The organism is Paenibacillus baimaensis (genome assembly GCF_025567575.1).
Window position 1 is genome coordinate 252,029 of sequence record NZ_JAOQIO010000077.1, and the last position, 17,057, is coordinate 269,085.

The following is a 17,057-nucleotide window of genomic DNA, read 5'->3' on the forward strand; positions in this document are numbered from 1 at the left end:
TATACTTGACACGATACGATATGTATCATAAAATTAATGATAAAGATACAAATCGTTTCGTGTGAAGGTAGGGGGTCCTTATTGTGAAAACGGAAATATCAGATTCGTTGGAAGTGAGCGTTATTATCCCGACGTACAATGAAGAACCGTATATAGCCGGAGTTGTGCAAAGCCTGATTGATCAACAATTTTACGGACATATCGAAATTATAATCATCGATGGAGACTCCAGCGACCAGACGGTTGTCATCGTGAACAAGATGCGTGAGCTGCTGCCACTGAACCGCAGCATCGTCATTTTGAGCAACCCGAAGCGGCACATTCCGATATCCCTTAACATGGGGTGCCAGCAAGCCAAATCGAAACTATTGATCCGTTTGGACGGTCACACGTTTGCCCCTGTCAATTATGTGATGGAAGTGATCAAGATGTTGGGAGCGGATGGATCGAAGCGAATTATTTGTGGAGGCAGAATACAGATCGAACCGGGTACCCGGGCACTTGCCGCACAAGCCATAACATTGGGAGTCAGTCATCCGGTCGGTATAGGTAATGCGATGTACCGGACAATGGATGGCTTCGATGAAAATTGTCTTGAAGTAGATACAGTTCCTTTTGCCAGCTTTAGCAAGCAGCTCTGGATGGAATTGGGAGGCTTTGATGAATTTCTTTTGTACGACGAAGATTCCGACTTCAATTTCCGGGCCCGTCAGAAAGGCTGCAAAGTCATTCTGAATCCGCGTATTGTATTTACCTACTTTTCCAGACCGACGTTTTCTTTGTTAGGGCAGCAATATTATCGTTACGGTTTTTGGGTTTCCAAATTTCTTGTCAAGCATAAGAGACTTCCCACAATTAGAAAACTGGCTCCCATTACGTTTCTTGCTGCGCTGCTCGTTTTGGGCTTTATCCATATAGGTTTATGGCAAGTGCTGTTGCTGGTTTATACAGTTGTTATTGCCGTTGTTTCGTTTCGTGAAGCAGTTATCAAACGGAAAGATTGGAGGCTCTGGCTACCACTGTTCCTTGTGTTTCCAACCTTGCATTTATCCTATGGTATTGGCAACCTGATCGGGATTGCTACCAGTATCAGCCTGCCTTTTCAAGGAAAGCCATTCATAAGCTACAAGTAAGATGTCTGAATCAAAGGAGATCCTTATGATATCACTGATGTATCACGATGTAGTTGCTGTTGGTAAAGAAGATTCAAGCGGTTTTTTGGGTAGAGACGCAGGGGCGTATAAGCTGAACAAGGAGCACTTCAAGCTTCATCTTCATGAGATAGCTGGGCAGGATAAGGTGAGGGTGTCGACGGTTATTGAGGTACTGGAGAAGCAGGTCGAGACAGGGGGCCCTGTCATGCTAACCTTTGATGATGGGGGGGTAAGTGCGCATACGATCATTGCGGATTTACTGGAAGCTCAAGGATGGAGGGGGCATTTTTTCATTACAACCGGGCAGATTGGCACCGAGGGTTTTCTCTCCAAGGATCAAATTCGTTCGTTGGCAGCAAGAGGCCATATTATCGGAGCTCATTCCTGTACGCATCCAACGCGGTTTTCCGAATGCAGCTGGGAGCAGCAGGTACACGAATGGAAGGTCAGCGTGCAAACCTTGTCGGATATACTTGGTAAGAAGGTGACGACGGCATCCATCCCAGGAGGCTCTTATTCAGTCAAGCTTGCCAAAGCGGCAGCACTGGGAGGGGTACGGTATTTGTTCACATCGGAACCAAAAACTGATATTTCCATGGTAGACGGATGTTACATACTAGGACGCTACAGCATGAAGAAAGAGACGAAGCCAAAAACCGCTGCTGCGATAGCAGCTGGAGATCTAACACTGAGAATGAGGCAATCCATCTATTGGAATTTGAAGAAGGTAGTTAAGATTGTAGCCTGGAATGCCTATATGGCAATCAGAAAGAAGAGCTATGAAACCAAGGCGGCGCGCTTCTAGTAGAGTTGATAACTGCATGCGCGTCATTTGAAACGAATAGAATAGATTAAAAGACAAGATGGCCTAATGCCTTTCTTGTCTTTTTTAGTTACTCATAATGGCATGTGCATGTATCAAAGCGCAGCTTCTATTCATATAACATTGTATAGAAGGCAAATTCATAGAGTGGATTGCAATTCAGAATTACCAAATCTAATTTAGGCTGGTGATGACAGATGAGTAACAGCGTAACGATCAATAATATTAAGGACTATGGAGCAGTTGGGAATGGTTCGACTGACGATACAGCAGCTTTTACCAAAGCTGTGGCTTCGTTACCCAGTGGCGGTATTCTTTATCTACCGATAGGTACCTATTTAGTTACCAATCTAGTACTAGTTAAAAACAACCTTACCATACGGGCTGAAAAGGGTGCCAAGATTACGAGTTCCATCGTTCCGTCAGCAAGCGATGTAGCCATTATGAAAATAACGGGCAATAATCTGGTGATCAGTGATTTGGAGATTGCTTATACAGGGATTGCCACAGCGAAGCTCGGCGGGAAGGCTCGTAACGGACTACAGGTGCATGGCAACAACATCTATATTGAAAATGTTGAGGTACACAACACCACATGGGCCGGCATCGCAACAGGCGGTGTAGATACCAGTAATGTCACCATTCTGAACTGCAATTGCCACCACAACGGCATGGCTGGCATTAGCACGGGTAATACGGCCGATCCCAAGACAAGCGGTTATCCGACGGAGATTAACGTACTTGGCGGGTCGTACAATAGCAATGGGAACCCTTCCTTCAATACGTTTGATGGATATGGAATGACCCTTGATGTCATAACTGCCAAGGTCATTGGAGTTACAGCCAATTACAACTTTGGGCGTGGGATCGACTCGCATTATTGCCTAAAGAGTCTGCAGATTTCTAACAATTATTGTGAAGGTAACGGATTGGTCACTGATGGCAGCAAGGATACGATCGGGATCCAGGTGACGCGCACAGGCAGAAATGTGGTCATCAGCAACAACGTAGTCAAGGATATGAAATATTTGGAGTGCGTGGGTATCCTAGTTGGAGGAGATGCCAGTTATCCGACAAATGGCATAGGTAACGTCGTCATTACGGGTAATTCCATCGAGAACATCAAAAACGCTGGTATCTTTGTCAGAGGATATAAAACAGACCGGGTTGTCATTACGGATAATATTCTTCGCGATACCCTGGGTCTATTTGTTCAGCCGAATACTCCTGCCGATGCGAATGCACATATTAAAAACCTGTTGATATCCAATAATATTAACACCAATACGGGCGGCGATGCTTATTTGCAAATTGGTGGCCAAAAGAATGGAGACTTTATAACTGTCACAGGAAACGTGAGTGATTCTCTGAGTCTAGCATTCTATACGAAACATAAAGGTTCTTTCCAGATCAAGGATAACAAGCTATTACAGCCTATTACCCTAAGTTGTCCGGCAAGTACCGGCAATGTGGATGGGAACCTGTTCGAATTACTGAACTATACCGGTTCAACGGGGATGGTCCTGAATGAAGATTACTATAAGGGTTCCTTCAGAGGAAACACAATACTGAATTCACCCGGCTCAGGAATAGAAATATGCAACGGTACCTATGATGTTGCTAACAACACAATTATCAATCCAAGTCGATCAGGTTCAGGCCGTGGTAACGGTATCCTAGTAATTGACGGTACTCCGAAGATAACTAACAATTATATCTCAAGTACGGATGGAAAGATGGCAGTCGGTGTCCGCATAGATATTTACAACAGAGGCTTGCTCATTAATGGTAATACGATTGAGCATAGCACGGATAATACGTTAGGATATCGGAATACCGCCGGTAAAATTTATGCGGAGTATCTGGTCGATCCTACGATGAAGCAATTCCAAATGGGCTATACCGCAGCGCCTACAGATAAGCTCGGCTGGAAGGTAGGAGACCTGGTTTATCATAAGAGTCCGACCACGAACGTGGGCTGGATGTGTGTTTCTTCTGCATCGGGTTCAGGGACATGGGCCAATATGACAGGAAAGGCATAATAGTAGGAAAAGGTATTAAAAAGGACCCTTCAACTTCCACTTTTATTGTGGGTTAGAGGGTTCCTTTATTTTGAATTTGGCGTAGTAGGACTATTCAGTTTGTATCTCTGACATACCCCACCGCTGATTGTGTCAGCTGGGTCTCACGGCATTATAGAAGATATTTCATCGAATCTTCGACATTTACTGCTTAAAAGTGCAGCGTCTTCGTCATAAATATCGAACTTTCCTTTTCTACTTCTATTACAAAACCTTTTCGATAATAAAATTGTATGGCTCGGTTATTGGTCTTTTTTACGGATAAACTGTAGGCGTCAGATTCCAACCCAACTTGCTTTTCAAATTCATTGATAAGTTCTGAGGCAACACCAGTTCCTTTTGCATTTTCGGATACTGATATCGATAGCAGGCTGATTAAATTGGCATCAGTTTCAGAAACCGAGGCAGGGTCTGGTTTGATTAAACGTAGTCTTCTGAATGCTTGCAGATAAATATAGGGTCTGAATATGGTTTCAATAATATAATGCAGTTTATTGTCGTGGATAAATTTCTCCTTTGACTTATTCAGATTTACATATCGTCCACCCATAACAAAGCCATTGATCACTTCATCAGATACGCTTACAAGAAATATGCAGGAGTCCAGGTAGCTTTCATAAAATTTTTGGATCATCCTGACCGAGTACCTTCCCAGAAAGTGATCATTAAATTGCTGCTTATGAATTCGTGCAATCTCATTCATGTCAGAGTGATTTGCTTGTCTAATCATACGAAGTCACCTCCTATTAGTTAGATTGGAATGGATTCTAACGATTGCAGCGAAGGATGCTAATATTTGCTCTTAACCGGTCTGCTGCTCAGGCTTAAGTTCAATCGGAAGCAACTGCTGCTGCTCTTTACGTACAGGTAAGAAAAGCGTGTACCATTTCCCCCATACATCCATGGCGGAGTACCACAGATGATAAAGGTCATGATCCATACGGATCATACTAGCTTTATAGTGAAGGCTGTTTTCAAGCGGATGTAAAGGTTGGATAAAAGGCACGGCAGTTGTAGACCACTCATCTCCGTTCAGGCTGAACGCATAATGAAGGCGGGTGTGGACACCGCCGATTCCCTTACAAGTGGTAAGCAGCATATCCCAGCTGTTGTCCGGATTCAGGGTTACATCGAGATGCCAAGGCCAGACTCCATCGGGTAGCCCTGTCAATTGAACATCTTTCGGCTCAGACCAATTCTCCTTGAGCATAGGGTCACCCTTGCAGACTATTTTCTGGATCGATTTAAAATTACCCGCGGTGTAAGTCACGAAATACATCACAAACTGACTTCCATCATGAAGGACGCAGGCGGAGACCTGGATACTCTTATTGTTGTAAGTAATCTCAACGGGTGGTCCCCAATCGATCCCATTCAATGAATGCATAATGAACCACCGCTCCTCAAACGGAGTAACGCTCCGAAGATATTCACGATAAATCATATACATCTGTTTATCATGAATGAATAAATGAGGGTCGGACAAATAATCCGCCGTTGTGCCGGGAGATGGGACTAATGGATTGGAAAGGCCAGTTGGAACCGTCCAATGAATACCATTGTCGGATACAACAACTGAAGGATTTTCCAGCTGATCATTGCCGTCGGGATATGGGGTAAATGCCATCCAATAGCGATGCCCCTCCCAGGCTTGAGGGAAATAAAGCACGCTTGGATGGACGCATTGTCCGGATTGATCGTAAGTAGGTACAACGACTGGAATGGGCTGATGAACTCTTCCCTTATAAAGCATATGCTGGTATCTCCAAGAAACATAATGTCCGAGGCGGACCAGCTTTCTTTTCCATTTTCCAAGCTCTGCTCTTGGATTCATGAAGGGTTTCATCCTTTCGAGTCCGAGTAAGGTAAACCCTACTCGGGAGTTCTACTAATATTTGCGCTCAGTGGAGAGTGGGATGGTGAAGGTATCACCATCTGCAACAAGATAATCGTAACCCTTTGAATAGTCGCGGGGGTCCTTCCAGCCATGAACAATTGGGGTATCGCCCAATTCTATTTTTACTTTTCCATCGGGTAAGTTACTAGATCCTTTGATTTCAAAAACAGTGTTAGGGCTGTCGACCGCTAGCCCGGCATGATTGATACGAATGGAGCGTCCTGTTAAGGACCCGAACTGCATGTCGCCCAGCTTCTTCAGATCAACCTCCAGCCAATTGTTATCGGTAAGCCCACCACTCCAATTTGTAACCTTACCTTCAATACTTGGGGCAACTCCACTGATGGCAGGTGCTTCCGGAAGGCCGATGAAGGATCCTTCCTGTACATAAGCATAAACAGGCACAAGTGCTTTTTCGGAGTAATAGCCAAACGATCCCTGAAATTGTATTCGGTTGTCGACGATATATGACTTGTTACGATCAAGAGCGCTAATAATGTAGTCTGTACGCCCGCTTTTCAGAGTCACCTTGACAGCTCTTGCTTCCATATTGGGCACCAGATTTCCCTGATAAAAAACAGAAGCTTCTTCTATCGACTCTATATACCGTTCCTTGCGGTAAGGTTCAATGACGGACGTGAATGTACTACTCAATTCAGTACCGGAACGGTGAGCGATCACATATCTCAATGATTCTGGATTGCCCGGCTTGTTTTGAGGAGGCTTGCCGTCGGCTAATGCGATATGATCTAATTTCCCGAGCATTGTCAGCCGCAAATGAATATCAGCAGGTCCAGGAAGAGCTTTCCACGTATCTGTTAGCTTCCAATCCATACTGGAGATCAGAGATGGATTGTTGGCTATCTTCACGTTCGTCAAATAATTGAAGCCGCTGGACGATTTAGTCGTATAAGCTTCGTTGGCATATGGGATCTTACTTCCTGCGTAGGTGCCCTCGGGCTGGTTTGTCAATTTTAGACCTTGGGTGGTTAGTACCCCATCTCCGGTATGGAAGCTGAAATCATGATTGCTTCCTCCCTGCACGCGAAAGAAGTCGACGGCATAGGAGTTGTTATCATCTACCCGAATGAGAGACGTGGTTCGCCGATACAGCTCTGTTTGGGAATAGACATGTGGGGCTTCTACATCGATGAGCTGCACTTGCCCTGTATTATCAAAATGCAGGGGGTTGCCAGTCCATGATTCAGACTGGATGCTTTTATCGACGGTGACAGTATTGTGACTGATCGTATTACGCTCCCAATACATGGAAAGCCAATTATTATCTGCGTAAGAGACATAACCCAAATCGGGCATTAGATCGAGTCCAAAAGCGTGCATACCCAAATTTAAAGAATCCTTATGGGCATGAGAAGTTGAATTACGGCCATAATACATCCACAAATCCCGTTGATTATCCGTTTTTTTCATTTCCTCTGCTGTCCTGGTTGTACCGTCTCTCAGAATAGCTAATCCGTATCCTGACAGGTTCACGCTGTTCAGTTGCAAGGTGCCTTGAGTTTTAATAACGTCCTGAATGTTTTTAATAGTTGTATCGGGGTCAAGCATAAAGATGTCGTTAATCAAGCCTGTGATCGAATTTTTGTTGGCAAACACTGCTGCCTGGGCGAGTAGAGGATCGCCATACACCTCGAAACCTTTAACAAGGGTATTTTTATTCAACCAGATTTCCGGTTTTCCTGTCGATCCTGAATCCCCAATGGAAGGAGAGTATTTACCCGAAAGCACAAAGGGAACAAATGCGGAGAACATTTTATGAAACTTCACATTTTGGTAAATATCCATTTCCGGATAACGGTCATAGCCATTCAGAATGTCAGCAACTTGTCGGAGATTATCCAGCCAGTAGCTGTTATACTCTGGACTCGCCTCGTTGCCCAGTCCATCTCTATCCACGTCGTACATCAACACGTAATTGATGTTGCCACCCGTTACTCGAACTCCCTTGCTATCCTCCATAAGCCCACCGGTGCGGAAAATAAAATCAATCCATTCCCGAGTCACAGCAGGATCATCGAGTACAACTGCCGCCATCGCCAACGTGCTCTGATGAAAGCCGACATTGCCGTAAATTTGTGCTTTTTTCACGGCAGGATAAATTTGTCTTAGAATTTGATCCTCAATGTGTTTGCGTATACTCCCTGCATTCAGTGGCTCTTCATCGGGATAATAGATCTTCCTGCGTTCTTCTAAAAATCGGACCCAATCGGAATCATTATCCTGCATGGCGGGGAAGAAGGCATCGTAGCAGCTAATAATATCGCGCAGTAAAGCAGCCTCCCATACCGAACCAAGGATTTTTCCTTGACCTGTCAGTCCGTGCGAGTTTCGGAATCCATCGTCCCACTTATAAGCCGAAACATCCATAGACGGGTATACATCAGCAATACGGTGCAGCAAGATAATTCCGGCACTCGCATATTTGGGGTCGCCTGTATACAAATAGGCATCACGTAGGCTGAGTAGAGCTTTGTTAACAAAATCTCTCCAGATCGCCCAATGGTTATAATAGGCAATAAAGGTGAACTTATTACCGCTTGCATCAATCCAGCCTGAGCCGTCATCGACGCCCCAGGTTTTCCCTTTATCGGGATACAGCTGATTGACAAGCAGACTCCGATCCGCAAGATTGGAATCAAAAATGCCATTGGCATTCAAACCGCTTTTATAATAGGCGCCGTAATCATTAGTAGGAAATTTGTATCCGCTCGATGGATCGGTAAGCTTCCATGGCTCCTTAGCCACGTTAAATTCATACGGGTAGGCACCATATTGATTGAGCTCCTGCCCAGTTATAGGGCTGCCTTCATATTGATTGACCGTGTAACTGCGCGGAATCGTTTGTGGTGTTATAGACTCCCAGAGTAAGGATGAGCCACGACGAAGATAACGATCCGCTTCAGCCACTGCATTATTGCGTATCGTTTTGGCCCAATCGTATTTGGCTATATTATTTCTGGCGGCTTGAACTTTCTTCGGAGTGTAATAGGTGCTTCTTGTTTTCACGGGATCTGTGCTCTGGAGTGCACTCGAGGTTGTATCCTCAAAAGGTATAAACAGCGCTATAGCCGACACGATAAATGAAAGACCAAACGTCCAAACTATAGATTTTTTCTTAAACCCATTGAATCGCATTCTCTCACTCCTCTTACTGCTCGTTATCCATGCTTGAATTAACCACTGTCTGCAGTCAACTGTTTACGATTTCTTTTATTTCGATTATCAAATTTCGGTTTCATCAGCTGTTCGTACAGCTCATTCAACTTGTGGCCCTCTGGCTCCCAATTATAATGCGTAACAGCGGCCTGACGTCCATTCTCTCCCATCCGCTGCGCTTCCTCCGGATGCTCCAGCACATATCGGATCGCATTTGCCATCAAATGGGGCTTCATGGGGGGGATACATAGACCGCACTGGTTGCCTTCGACAATTTGTTTCCACAAAGGAAAGTCGGAGGCAAGCACCGGTACACCTGCGGACATATACTCGAACAGCTTGTTTGGCTGCGACATAATAAAATTGGGCTCCGGATGCAGTACGACTAACCCCAGTTTACTTTGTGACATGATCTCACGAAATTGCTCTCGGTCGACCCTTCCTCGATAATCGACGAATTTCCAACCACTCAGCTGGCGAACCTGGTCAAGCAGTTCAGGAGGTGAAAAATTACCGCCAAGGAGTAGGTTAACCGGCATAATCCGATTTAACTGCTCAAGGCATTCGATTGTATCTTTAATGCCTCTGACCTCGGAGATGCTACCGATATAAGCAATATTATTATGTTCCTTGATCTTGGAGCCCTCGTGACTTATCAGTTCATCCAATAGAGGGAAGTTTTGAATTTCATAAGTATGTGGATTGTAGGTCCGAAACCGCTCGGCAATAAAAGGAGTCGCCGGGATGATGGCATCCATACGTTTGGACACAAACCGTTCTATAGCCTCGACACTTAGAGAAACTGGCTTTTTAAGCCAATCGGGAATCCAACCCTTGGAAAAAATATCTCGCGGAACATCTTCGTGAACGTCATAAATCACTCGTTTTCCAAGTATTTTAAGCAGCAGTCCAATAGGCATAAGCTCGGGATCATGGTAATGATAAATATCCGCATCCTGTCTCAAACATTCCCGAAACACCCTTATCGTTGTAAACAGCATGCGAGTGAGACGTCTTGAAGAACCTTTGCCAACACCGATGACCTGAATGCCATTGATAAGCTCATTTTTATCATGTGCGGCGATCAGTCTGACATCGTGACCGTAATTTTGCAGCGTGCTGCACTCTTTAAAGGTTATACGTGTATCATAGACATGGTGGACAGATGTGAAGTGGACAATTTTCATACTTGAACCGGCTCCTTTTGTTTAAGTGCACGAGATCGACGGGTGGGAATTTTCAATATGCCAGCTCCAAGAGATAACCCAATGACAAACCAGAAATATTTCATAATCGTCGTTTCTAGAAAAAACGATTCAACCATATAGGCAATCAGCAAGCCTTTGAGCAGCAGGTTCAAATTGCTTTCGGATGAAGCCCTGAACGTACGCCACAGGGAGGCTAGCATGAGGGCCAGACCAATAATTCCCGTCTGAATCGCAGCTCCCAAATAAATGTTGTGGGCTCCGTATGGTGGATATTCTTGATACTTGTGATAAGTACCTGACCCCGTGCCGATAATCAGATGGTCCGCGAATACACCAATAGCGTGTTCCCAAATCATCGTTCTGCCGGACCCTCCGCTGTCTACTGCCTGCTCAGAACGGGCTGTAATAATATGTTCAAGCTCAGGGATGGAAGTAACCCCAAACAACACAATTCCGCTGACCAGAATGACGGCGACTGCCTTTTTCCAGTTAAAATTAGCGAGCAGCATAAACAGTAGAGCGGCAGCTAATCCCATCCAGGCGCTGCGCGTACCAGAGAGAATGACGGCTGTGATTTGAATCAGGGCAATCGGAATTAACCCAACCCTGAGTAAAATTGATTTGCTGTGCAATACACAGTGGATAAGGTACAGCAGGCCGGGAATAATCATGGCGGCAAAATGGGCAACGCTTTGTTCCTCGAAGGCGCCGGTACGTGTACCCTCTGTCAGATCAGCGCCTTGCATGAAATTCACGATGCTATATAATGAAGTAATTGTTGTGGCAATACTGTAAAAGGCTAATAGAATGGGGATCCGTTTCGGGTTTTGATGTAGTAAATTGACCATCAACACCAACATAAAGAACAATTGCACATAAGTTGCAACGCTGAACCATACTGCGGCGAAGAAAGCATCAGGCGTCCAGAGGATGCTGGCTATGTTCCATACCAACCATACCCACCAAACGGCCGGTATGAGATTAAACTTGATTTGGCGGAAATGGGTAATCAGATATACAGCTGCAAAAAGAAGGCCGAACCCCTTGGTCAAAGTATTAAAAATCCCCCCCACCCTAAGAATATCCTCGAAAGGAATTGCCACCGAGTAAGCCACAAGAGGAATAAAAGGATATCGAAGAGAGAGGAACAACCCGTAAGTTAATGCTATCGCAATCAATATAATGAGCAAGGAATCCGTCATAATACCGGCTGCCAGAATCCCAATACAAAGCAACGATAACATCACGTACAGCAGTCCTGTTCGCTGTAATACCAATATTGCCACGCCCTATCATAATTAGTATAAAAGTGGAATTTGCTTAATATCCTACTTAATAAGTATTCAAAAATTTTCATACTCACATCTTTGACACGTTTTGTAACAAGTATCTATAAATGAATAATACGATACGTTTTGTATCAAGTCAATAGCCAGCTTTTATTTATTTGTTGAAATTCAGCCACTATCCATTAATGATATCATTAGACAAAGCTTCCTTACGGGTGATATGATGAAACTAGACAATTGTATACGTGATAGAATAGGTGCGAGTGCTGAGAAATCTCATTCGCTTAAAAGGGAAGCCGGTTAAAATCCGGCACGGACCCGCCACTGTAGAGAACGCTAATCGAGATTGGCAAATGCCTGAAAGATGGATCCACTGAAGCAGTATTAGTGCTTTGGGAAGGAATCGGGCACGATGTTCTGAGTCAGGAAACCTGCCTGTTTAAACAACACTGTTAACCTACGTGGATTTAGGCAAGTGTTAGAGACTGGCTTACTTACAGAGGTAAAGGGCAGAGAGCCTATTGTCGATACCCTGTATGTATGTGATGCAACAGCATTTCTAACACATTGGAAGTGCTTTTTTTGTTGTCATTTTATCGATGTGGATAGGGAAAGGATGTGCAGCTTGTGGCAGGGAAATTGCTGATTGTCGGTTTTGGACCCGGCAGCTTTGAACATATAACGAAACGGGCTCGTGAAGCGCTCCAGGAGAGCGATGTAATCATCGGTTACAACACCTACGTAGACTTAATCAGCGGTTTGCTGAGCGATCAGCAAATTGTAAGAACGGGTATGACTGAGGAAGTAAGCCGTGCTCAAGAGGCGGTGCGGCAGGCGGAAGCAGGGAAAAAGGTTGCGGTCATTTCGAGCGGTGACGCTGGTGTATACGGAATGGCGGGTCTGGTGTACGAAGTACTGATGGAAAAGGGTTGGCACCCGGAGGGCGGCGTGGAGGTTGAGATTATTCCCGGTATTTCGGCGATTAACTCATCGGCATCACTGCTGGGCGCTCCGATTATGCATGATTCCTGCACGATCAGTCTTAGCGACCATTTGACGCCTTGGGAACTGATTGAGCGGCGTGTTGAAGCGGCTGGACAGGCGGACTTCGTAATCGCCTTGTACAATCCGCGAAGCGGCAGACGTACTCGGCAAATTGTGGAGACACAGCGGATTCTGCTGAAGTATCGTTCACCGGAAACACCAGTCGGTATTGTGAAAAGCGCGTATCGGGATCGTCAGCATATCGTACTGACGAATCTGCGGGATATGCTGGATCACGATATTGGCATGTTGACTACGGTCATTATCGGCAATTCGTCGACAATGGTCTATGACGGATTGATGATTACGCCTCGTGGCTACCAACGCAAGTACACGCTTGGTGCCGACGTGCAGCCACTGCGGCCGCATCAGAGGCTGCGGCAGGAAGCAGAGCCTTGGGCGCTGGAGCAGCTGCCAGAGGAAGCAAATGATGAGTACGATGATGAGGAATGGGAATCCGAAGAAGAAGGAGACTCCCTGATTGAGGATATAGACGATGAGGAATGGGATGACGAGGAGGATGAGCGCATCCCGAACGTTGGGTCGACGTCAGCAGCAATCCGCCAGCCAGGTACCCTGTTAACGAGCTCCGCATCGCCAGGCCCGGGAACAACAGGTACACCGAAGCTGGCAGGTGTGTCCACTGCTGTTGAGCCGAGTGCTGTAGCAGTAGCAGAACGCCACGTCAGTTCAGATCCACTGCTGCTGGCCATGGAGGCTCTGCAGCTTGTGGATCGAAGGAATGGAGTGGGAGTAACCAACACGTTGGCGGCTCCATCTGCGGTGACTGCATCAACAGATGAACCAGCACGATCTGCAGCACCTGCTGCGGTCACCGCAGGTTTGTTCAGGCAGCAGTCGATCTTTGAGCTGGCCGTCAGCCCAGGCGTGGCCAACAAGCAGTTCACGGCGAAGCAGATGCTGACTTTGGCAGCCGTTGTCGGCGACAAGGGATCGATGGAATATACACCACATCATCAACTGATCTTGCGTGTGCCTACAGACAATCCGGCAGAGATTACGGATAAGCTTAGGATGGAAGGCTTTTTGCTGGCTCCGATTGGCGATGTCGCACAGGTAAAGGCTTGCGATTTTTGCAATGGAGAGAAGGGTGAGTCTATTCCTTATGCAGAGGAACTGCAGGCGAAGCTCGGTGGGCTGGGCGTTCCCAAAGAAATGCGAATCGGCTTCAATGGCTGCGGAATGGCCTGCTATGGTGCCGTCAACGAGGACATCGGAATCGTCTACCGCAGGGAGAAGTTCGACTTGTTCCTGGGCGGTAAAACCGTAGGCCGTAATGTTCACCCGGCTCAGCCGGTTGCTGAAGGGATCAAGCCGGAGGATTTGGTCTCCACGATTGAAAATATTATGCATCGATACGTAACCGAAGGTCACCCGAATGAAAGATTCCATAAGTTTTTTAAAAGAGTCAAGGAGCTTGAAGGCTACCGTCATCAAGATTTGCCTGTCTTTACTATAGAAAATGCAATTTGCGGAGATTAGGACTAATACGAATAAGATGCTTGTAACGGTGTAAAACATCGTAAGGAGAAGCTATTTTATCCGATTTATTCGTTTTGTTCAGTTGTAACGATGTTTTATAGCGTACCCGTTACTTATTGGATGAAAGTTGCTGTTGTTATGATGTTTTATATCGGTTCAGATGCTTATTTTGAGAGAGATGCTTCTATAATAAGAAGTTTTGCTAATATCCGCCTTTGTACGATGCTGTTAAGGCATTCAAAAATAATTTTTCTAAGTGATATGAAGCTTATGTTTAGGAAGCCAGTTTTGGTTAGAAACACACAGTTTGAGCTTACGATGCAGTTTTCCTTCGGAAAACTATGAGGAGGTAACCCATGAACGCTGTATTATTTGTAGGGCATGGTAGTAAAGATGCCGAAGGTAATGAAGAAATCAGACAATTTGTTGGCGCGATTGCGAAGGAGCTTCAAGGGCCGCTCGTTGAAACGTGCTTTTTGGAGTTCGAGAAGCCGAACATTCGTCAGGGAATTGATCAATGTGTAGCCAAGGGTGCGACGCAGATCGCTGTGGTGCCCATTACTTTATTTTCTGCAGGACATGCCAAAATTCATATTCCAGCAGCTATCGACGAGGCCAAGCTGCGTCACCCGTCAATTCGTTTCAATTATGGCAGACCGATAGGTGTCCATGAGCAGGTATTGGACATTCTTACATCACGTCTGGGAGCAGCCGGAATAACGGAAGCTACCTTGCAGGAGCAAGGACAGGAACTGGAAGAAACGGCCATATTGGTCGTGGGACGGGGCAGCAGTGATGCAGACGCTAACAGCGATCTGTTCAAAATATCCCGGTTATTTTGGGAAAAGCTGAAAGTAAAATGGGTAGAAACAGCTTTCATTGGTGTAACGGCTCCTTTGCTGGAAGAAGGGATGGAGCGATGTTTGAAGCTCGGCGCCCGCAAGGTCATCATACTTCCCTACTTTTTATTCACGGGAGTTCTGATCAAACGGATGGAGAGCATGCTGGAAACTTTTGAAGAACGCTACCCAGAGCATCAATTTTCACTGGCTGATTACTTTGGATTTCATCCGAAGCTGCGGCAAATTTTGATTGAACGTGCAACGGAAGCTTTGCAGGGTGAAGCCAAAATGAACTGTGATATGTGTCAGTACCGGATCGCCGCGATGGAGCATATCGATCACCACCACCACGATCATGACGATCATCATCATGGACACGACGATCACGACCATGATCACGATCACCATCATGGACATGATCATCATAATCACGAACATGATCACCATGATCACGACCACGACCATAACGATCATCACCACCACGATCATCCTCATGTCCATAATGAGACTGACCACGACCATTCGCATGATGAAGAGCATGACCACGATAAACAGCCTGTCAACAACAAGACTGTTGCATCATCCTAATAGAAGGAGGCGTAACGATGATATTAGTTATGGCCGGAACCAGCGACGCAAGGGAACTTGCTGTTTCCATTCAGCAGACGGGTTATGACCTGCTTACTACTGTTGTAACAGACAGCGCTGCGCAATCGATGGAGAATGCCGGTCTGCCTGTGATGGTAGGTCGGTTAACCGCCGAGCAGTTAGCTGCATTAGTCAAGGAGCGCGGTGTTCGTACGATTGTAGACGCCACGCATCCTTTTGCCGAGGAAGCCTCGAAGAACGCAATCACCGCTGCGCGTGAAGCGGACGTGCCCTATATTCGCTATGAACGGGATCGGCTTACTTTTGATGGCAATCCGCTCATTACCTATGCTGACGACTACGAGCAGGCAGCCGAGATGGCCGCGGCCAAGCAGGGTGTCATTATGCTGACAACGGGCAGCAAGACACTGCACATTTTTGCCAAACGATTGTTGAACGAGCCGAACACGACATTGGTTGCCCGTATGCTTCCCCGTCGAGATAATATGGAGAAGTGTGAAGAGCTTGGACTGCTGCAAAAAAATATTGTCGCGATGCAGGGCCCTTTTTCCAAAGCTTTAAATACGGCCCTGTATGAGCATTATAAAGTCACGCTGATGATCACCAAGGAGAGCGGTAAGGTAGGAGCTGTCGATGAGAAGCTGGAATCGGCGCTGGAGCTTGGTATTGAAACGATCATGATTGGACGGCCAGAGGTTGAGTATGGGGTACATTTCAGTGATTTTGAAGATGTAATCAAGAAGCTGAACGAACTATTGAAGGGGGTATAAGCAGGATGGATTTTAAAACGGAATTTAAACCATTGACGGTACAGCCGCAGGAAATTGAGGAACGCAGCTTTGAAATGATCACTGAGGAACTTGGGGAGCATCCTTTTACAGAGGAGCAGTATCCTGTTGTGCAGCGTGTTATTCATGCCTCTGCGGATTTTGAGCTGGGACGCAGCCTTGTTTTCCATAGAGACGCCATTACAGCGGGCATTAAGGCTATTCGCGAAGGTAGACCTGTTGTTGCTGATGTACAAATGGTACAGGTTGGCATCAGTAAGCCGAGAATTGCCAAATTTGGCGGCGACGTGCGAGTGTATATTTCTGATCCTGATGTGATGGAGGAAGCGAAGCGCTTGAATACGACACGCGCGATCATTTCGATCCGTAAGGCGATTCTTGAAGCGGAGGGAGCCATCTATGCAATTGGTAATGCACCTACGGCACTGCTGGAGCTTATTCGACTTGTCAAAGAGGGTGCTGCTAAGCCAGGTCTTATCGTTGGTGTTCCGGTCGGCTTCGTATCGGCTGCGGAATCGAAGGAAGAATTGGCGAAGCTGGATATTCCTTTTATTACGAATATTGGGCGTAAAGGCGGCAGCCCGGTAGCGGTGGCAACGGTTAATGCGATCTCGCTGATGGCTGAACGGCTGGGCTAGGTCA

At 46.1% G+C, this 17,057-nt stretch carries 12 protein-coding genes and 1 riboswitch; of the genes, 7 read left to right on the forward strand and 5 right to left on the reverse strand.

What is annotated here, in order from left to right:
• Positions 1 to 83: 83 nt before the first annotated feature.
• From OB236_RS19010 to OB236_RS19020, 3 genes are all read left to right on the forward strand, one after another.
• Positions 84 to 1,133, forward strand: a complete 1,050-nt coding sequence (locus OB236_RS19010) for a glycosyltransferase (RefSeq protein ID WP_262685410.1) — start codon at positions 84 to 86, stop codon at positions 1,131 to 1,133.
• 25 nt (positions 1,134 to 1,158) lie between these two features.
• The gene (locus OB236_RS19015; protein ID WP_076233319.1) at positions 1,159 to 1,959 is read left to right on the forward strand and encodes a polysaccharide deacetylase family protein; all 801 of its coding nucleotides are present in this window, start codon (positions 1,159 to 1,161) and stop codon (positions 1,957 to 1,959) included.
• A gap of 215 nt (positions 1,960 to 2,174) precedes the next feature.
• On the forward strand, positions 2,175 to 4,019 hold the full coding sequence (locus OB236_RS19020) for a glycosyl hydrolase family 28-related protein (protein WP_262685411.1): 1,845 nt from the start codon (positions 2,175 to 2,177) through the stop codon (positions 4,017 to 4,019).
• A gap of 190 nt (positions 4,020 to 4,209) precedes the next feature.
• On the opposite strand, the gene OB236_RS19025 is transcribed toward OB236_RS19020, so the two are convergent.
• The 5 genes from OB236_RS19025 to OB236_RS19045 all read right to left on the reverse strand — a co-directional run bounded on the left by OB236_RS19025 (position 4,210) and on the right by OB236_RS19045 (position 11,617).
• Complete coding sequence (locus OB236_RS19025) at positions 4,210 to 4,788, reverse strand: GNAT family N-acetyltransferase (protein ID WP_262685412.1); 579 nt, start codon at positions 4,786 to 4,788, stop codon at positions 4,210 to 4,212.
• 72 nt (positions 4,789 to 4,860) lie between these two features.
• Positions 4,861 to 5,892, reverse strand: coding sequence for a glycoside hydrolase family protein (locus OB236_RS19030; RefSeq protein ID WP_262685413.1), 1,032 nt, complete (start codon positions 5,890 to 5,892; stop codon positions 4,861 to 4,863).
• Positions 5,893 to 5,946: 54 nt separating this feature from the next.
• Positions 5,947 to 9,111 carry a heparinase II/III-family protein gene (locus tag OB236_RS19035; protein WP_262685414.1) on the reverse strand — a complete coding sequence of 1,055 codons (3,165 nt, stop codon included), beginning with the start codon at positions 9,109 to 9,111 and terminating at the stop codon, positions 5,947 to 5,949.
• Positions 9,112 to 9,149: 38 nt separating this feature from the next.
• Positions 9,150 to 10,319 (reverse strand): glycosyltransferase family 4 protein, encoded by a 1,170-nt coding sequence (locus OB236_RS19040; protein WP_262685415.1) that lies wholly within the window; start codon positions 10,317 to 10,319, stop codon positions 9,150 to 9,152.
• Complete coding sequence (locus OB236_RS19045) at positions 10,316 to 11,617, reverse strand: O-antigen ligase family protein (protein ID WP_262685416.1); 1,302 nt, start codon at positions 11,615 to 11,617, stop codon at positions 10,316 to 10,318. Before OB236_RS19045 ends, OB236_RS19040 begins: the two co-directional genes overlap by 4 nt.
• 250 nt (positions 11,618 to 11,867) lie before the next feature.
• Positions 11,868 to 12,082: riboswitch (cobalamin riboswitch) on the forward strand.
• Positions 12,083 to 12,256: 174 nt separating this feature from the next.
• Here OB236_RS19045 and cobJ point away from each other — a divergent pair.
• The 4 genes from cobJ to OB236_RS19065 all read left to right on the forward strand — a co-directional run bounded on the left by cobJ (position 12,257) and on the right by OB236_RS19065 (position 17,053).
• Positions 12,257 to 14,176 (forward strand): precorrin-3B C(17)-methyltransferase, encoded by a 1,920-nt coding sequence (gene cobJ / locus OB236_RS19050; protein WP_262685417.1) that lies wholly within the window; start codon positions 12,257 to 12,259, stop codon positions 14,174 to 14,176.
• Between the two features lie 356 nt (positions 14,177 to 14,532).
• Positions 14,533 to 15,606 carry a sirohydrochlorin chelatase gene (locus tag OB236_RS19055; RefSeq protein WP_262685418.1) on the forward strand — a complete coding sequence of 358 codons (1,074 nt, stop codon included), beginning with the start codon at positions 14,533 to 14,535 and terminating at the stop codon, positions 15,604 to 15,606.
• Between the two features lie 17 nt (positions 15,607 to 15,623).
• Complete coding sequence (cobK, locus tag OB236_RS19060) at positions 15,624 to 16,397, forward strand: precorrin-6A reductase (protein WP_262685419.1); 774 nt, start codon at positions 15,624 to 15,626, stop codon at positions 16,395 to 16,397.
• 5 nt (positions 16,398 to 16,402) lie between these two features.
• Positions 16,403 to 17,053 (forward strand): precorrin-8X methylmutase, encoded by a 651-nt coding sequence (locus OB236_RS19065; RefSeq protein ID WP_076233329.1) that lies wholly within the window; start codon positions 16,403 to 16,405, stop codon positions 17,051 to 17,053.
• Positions 17,054 to 17,057: the final 4 nt, after the last annotated feature.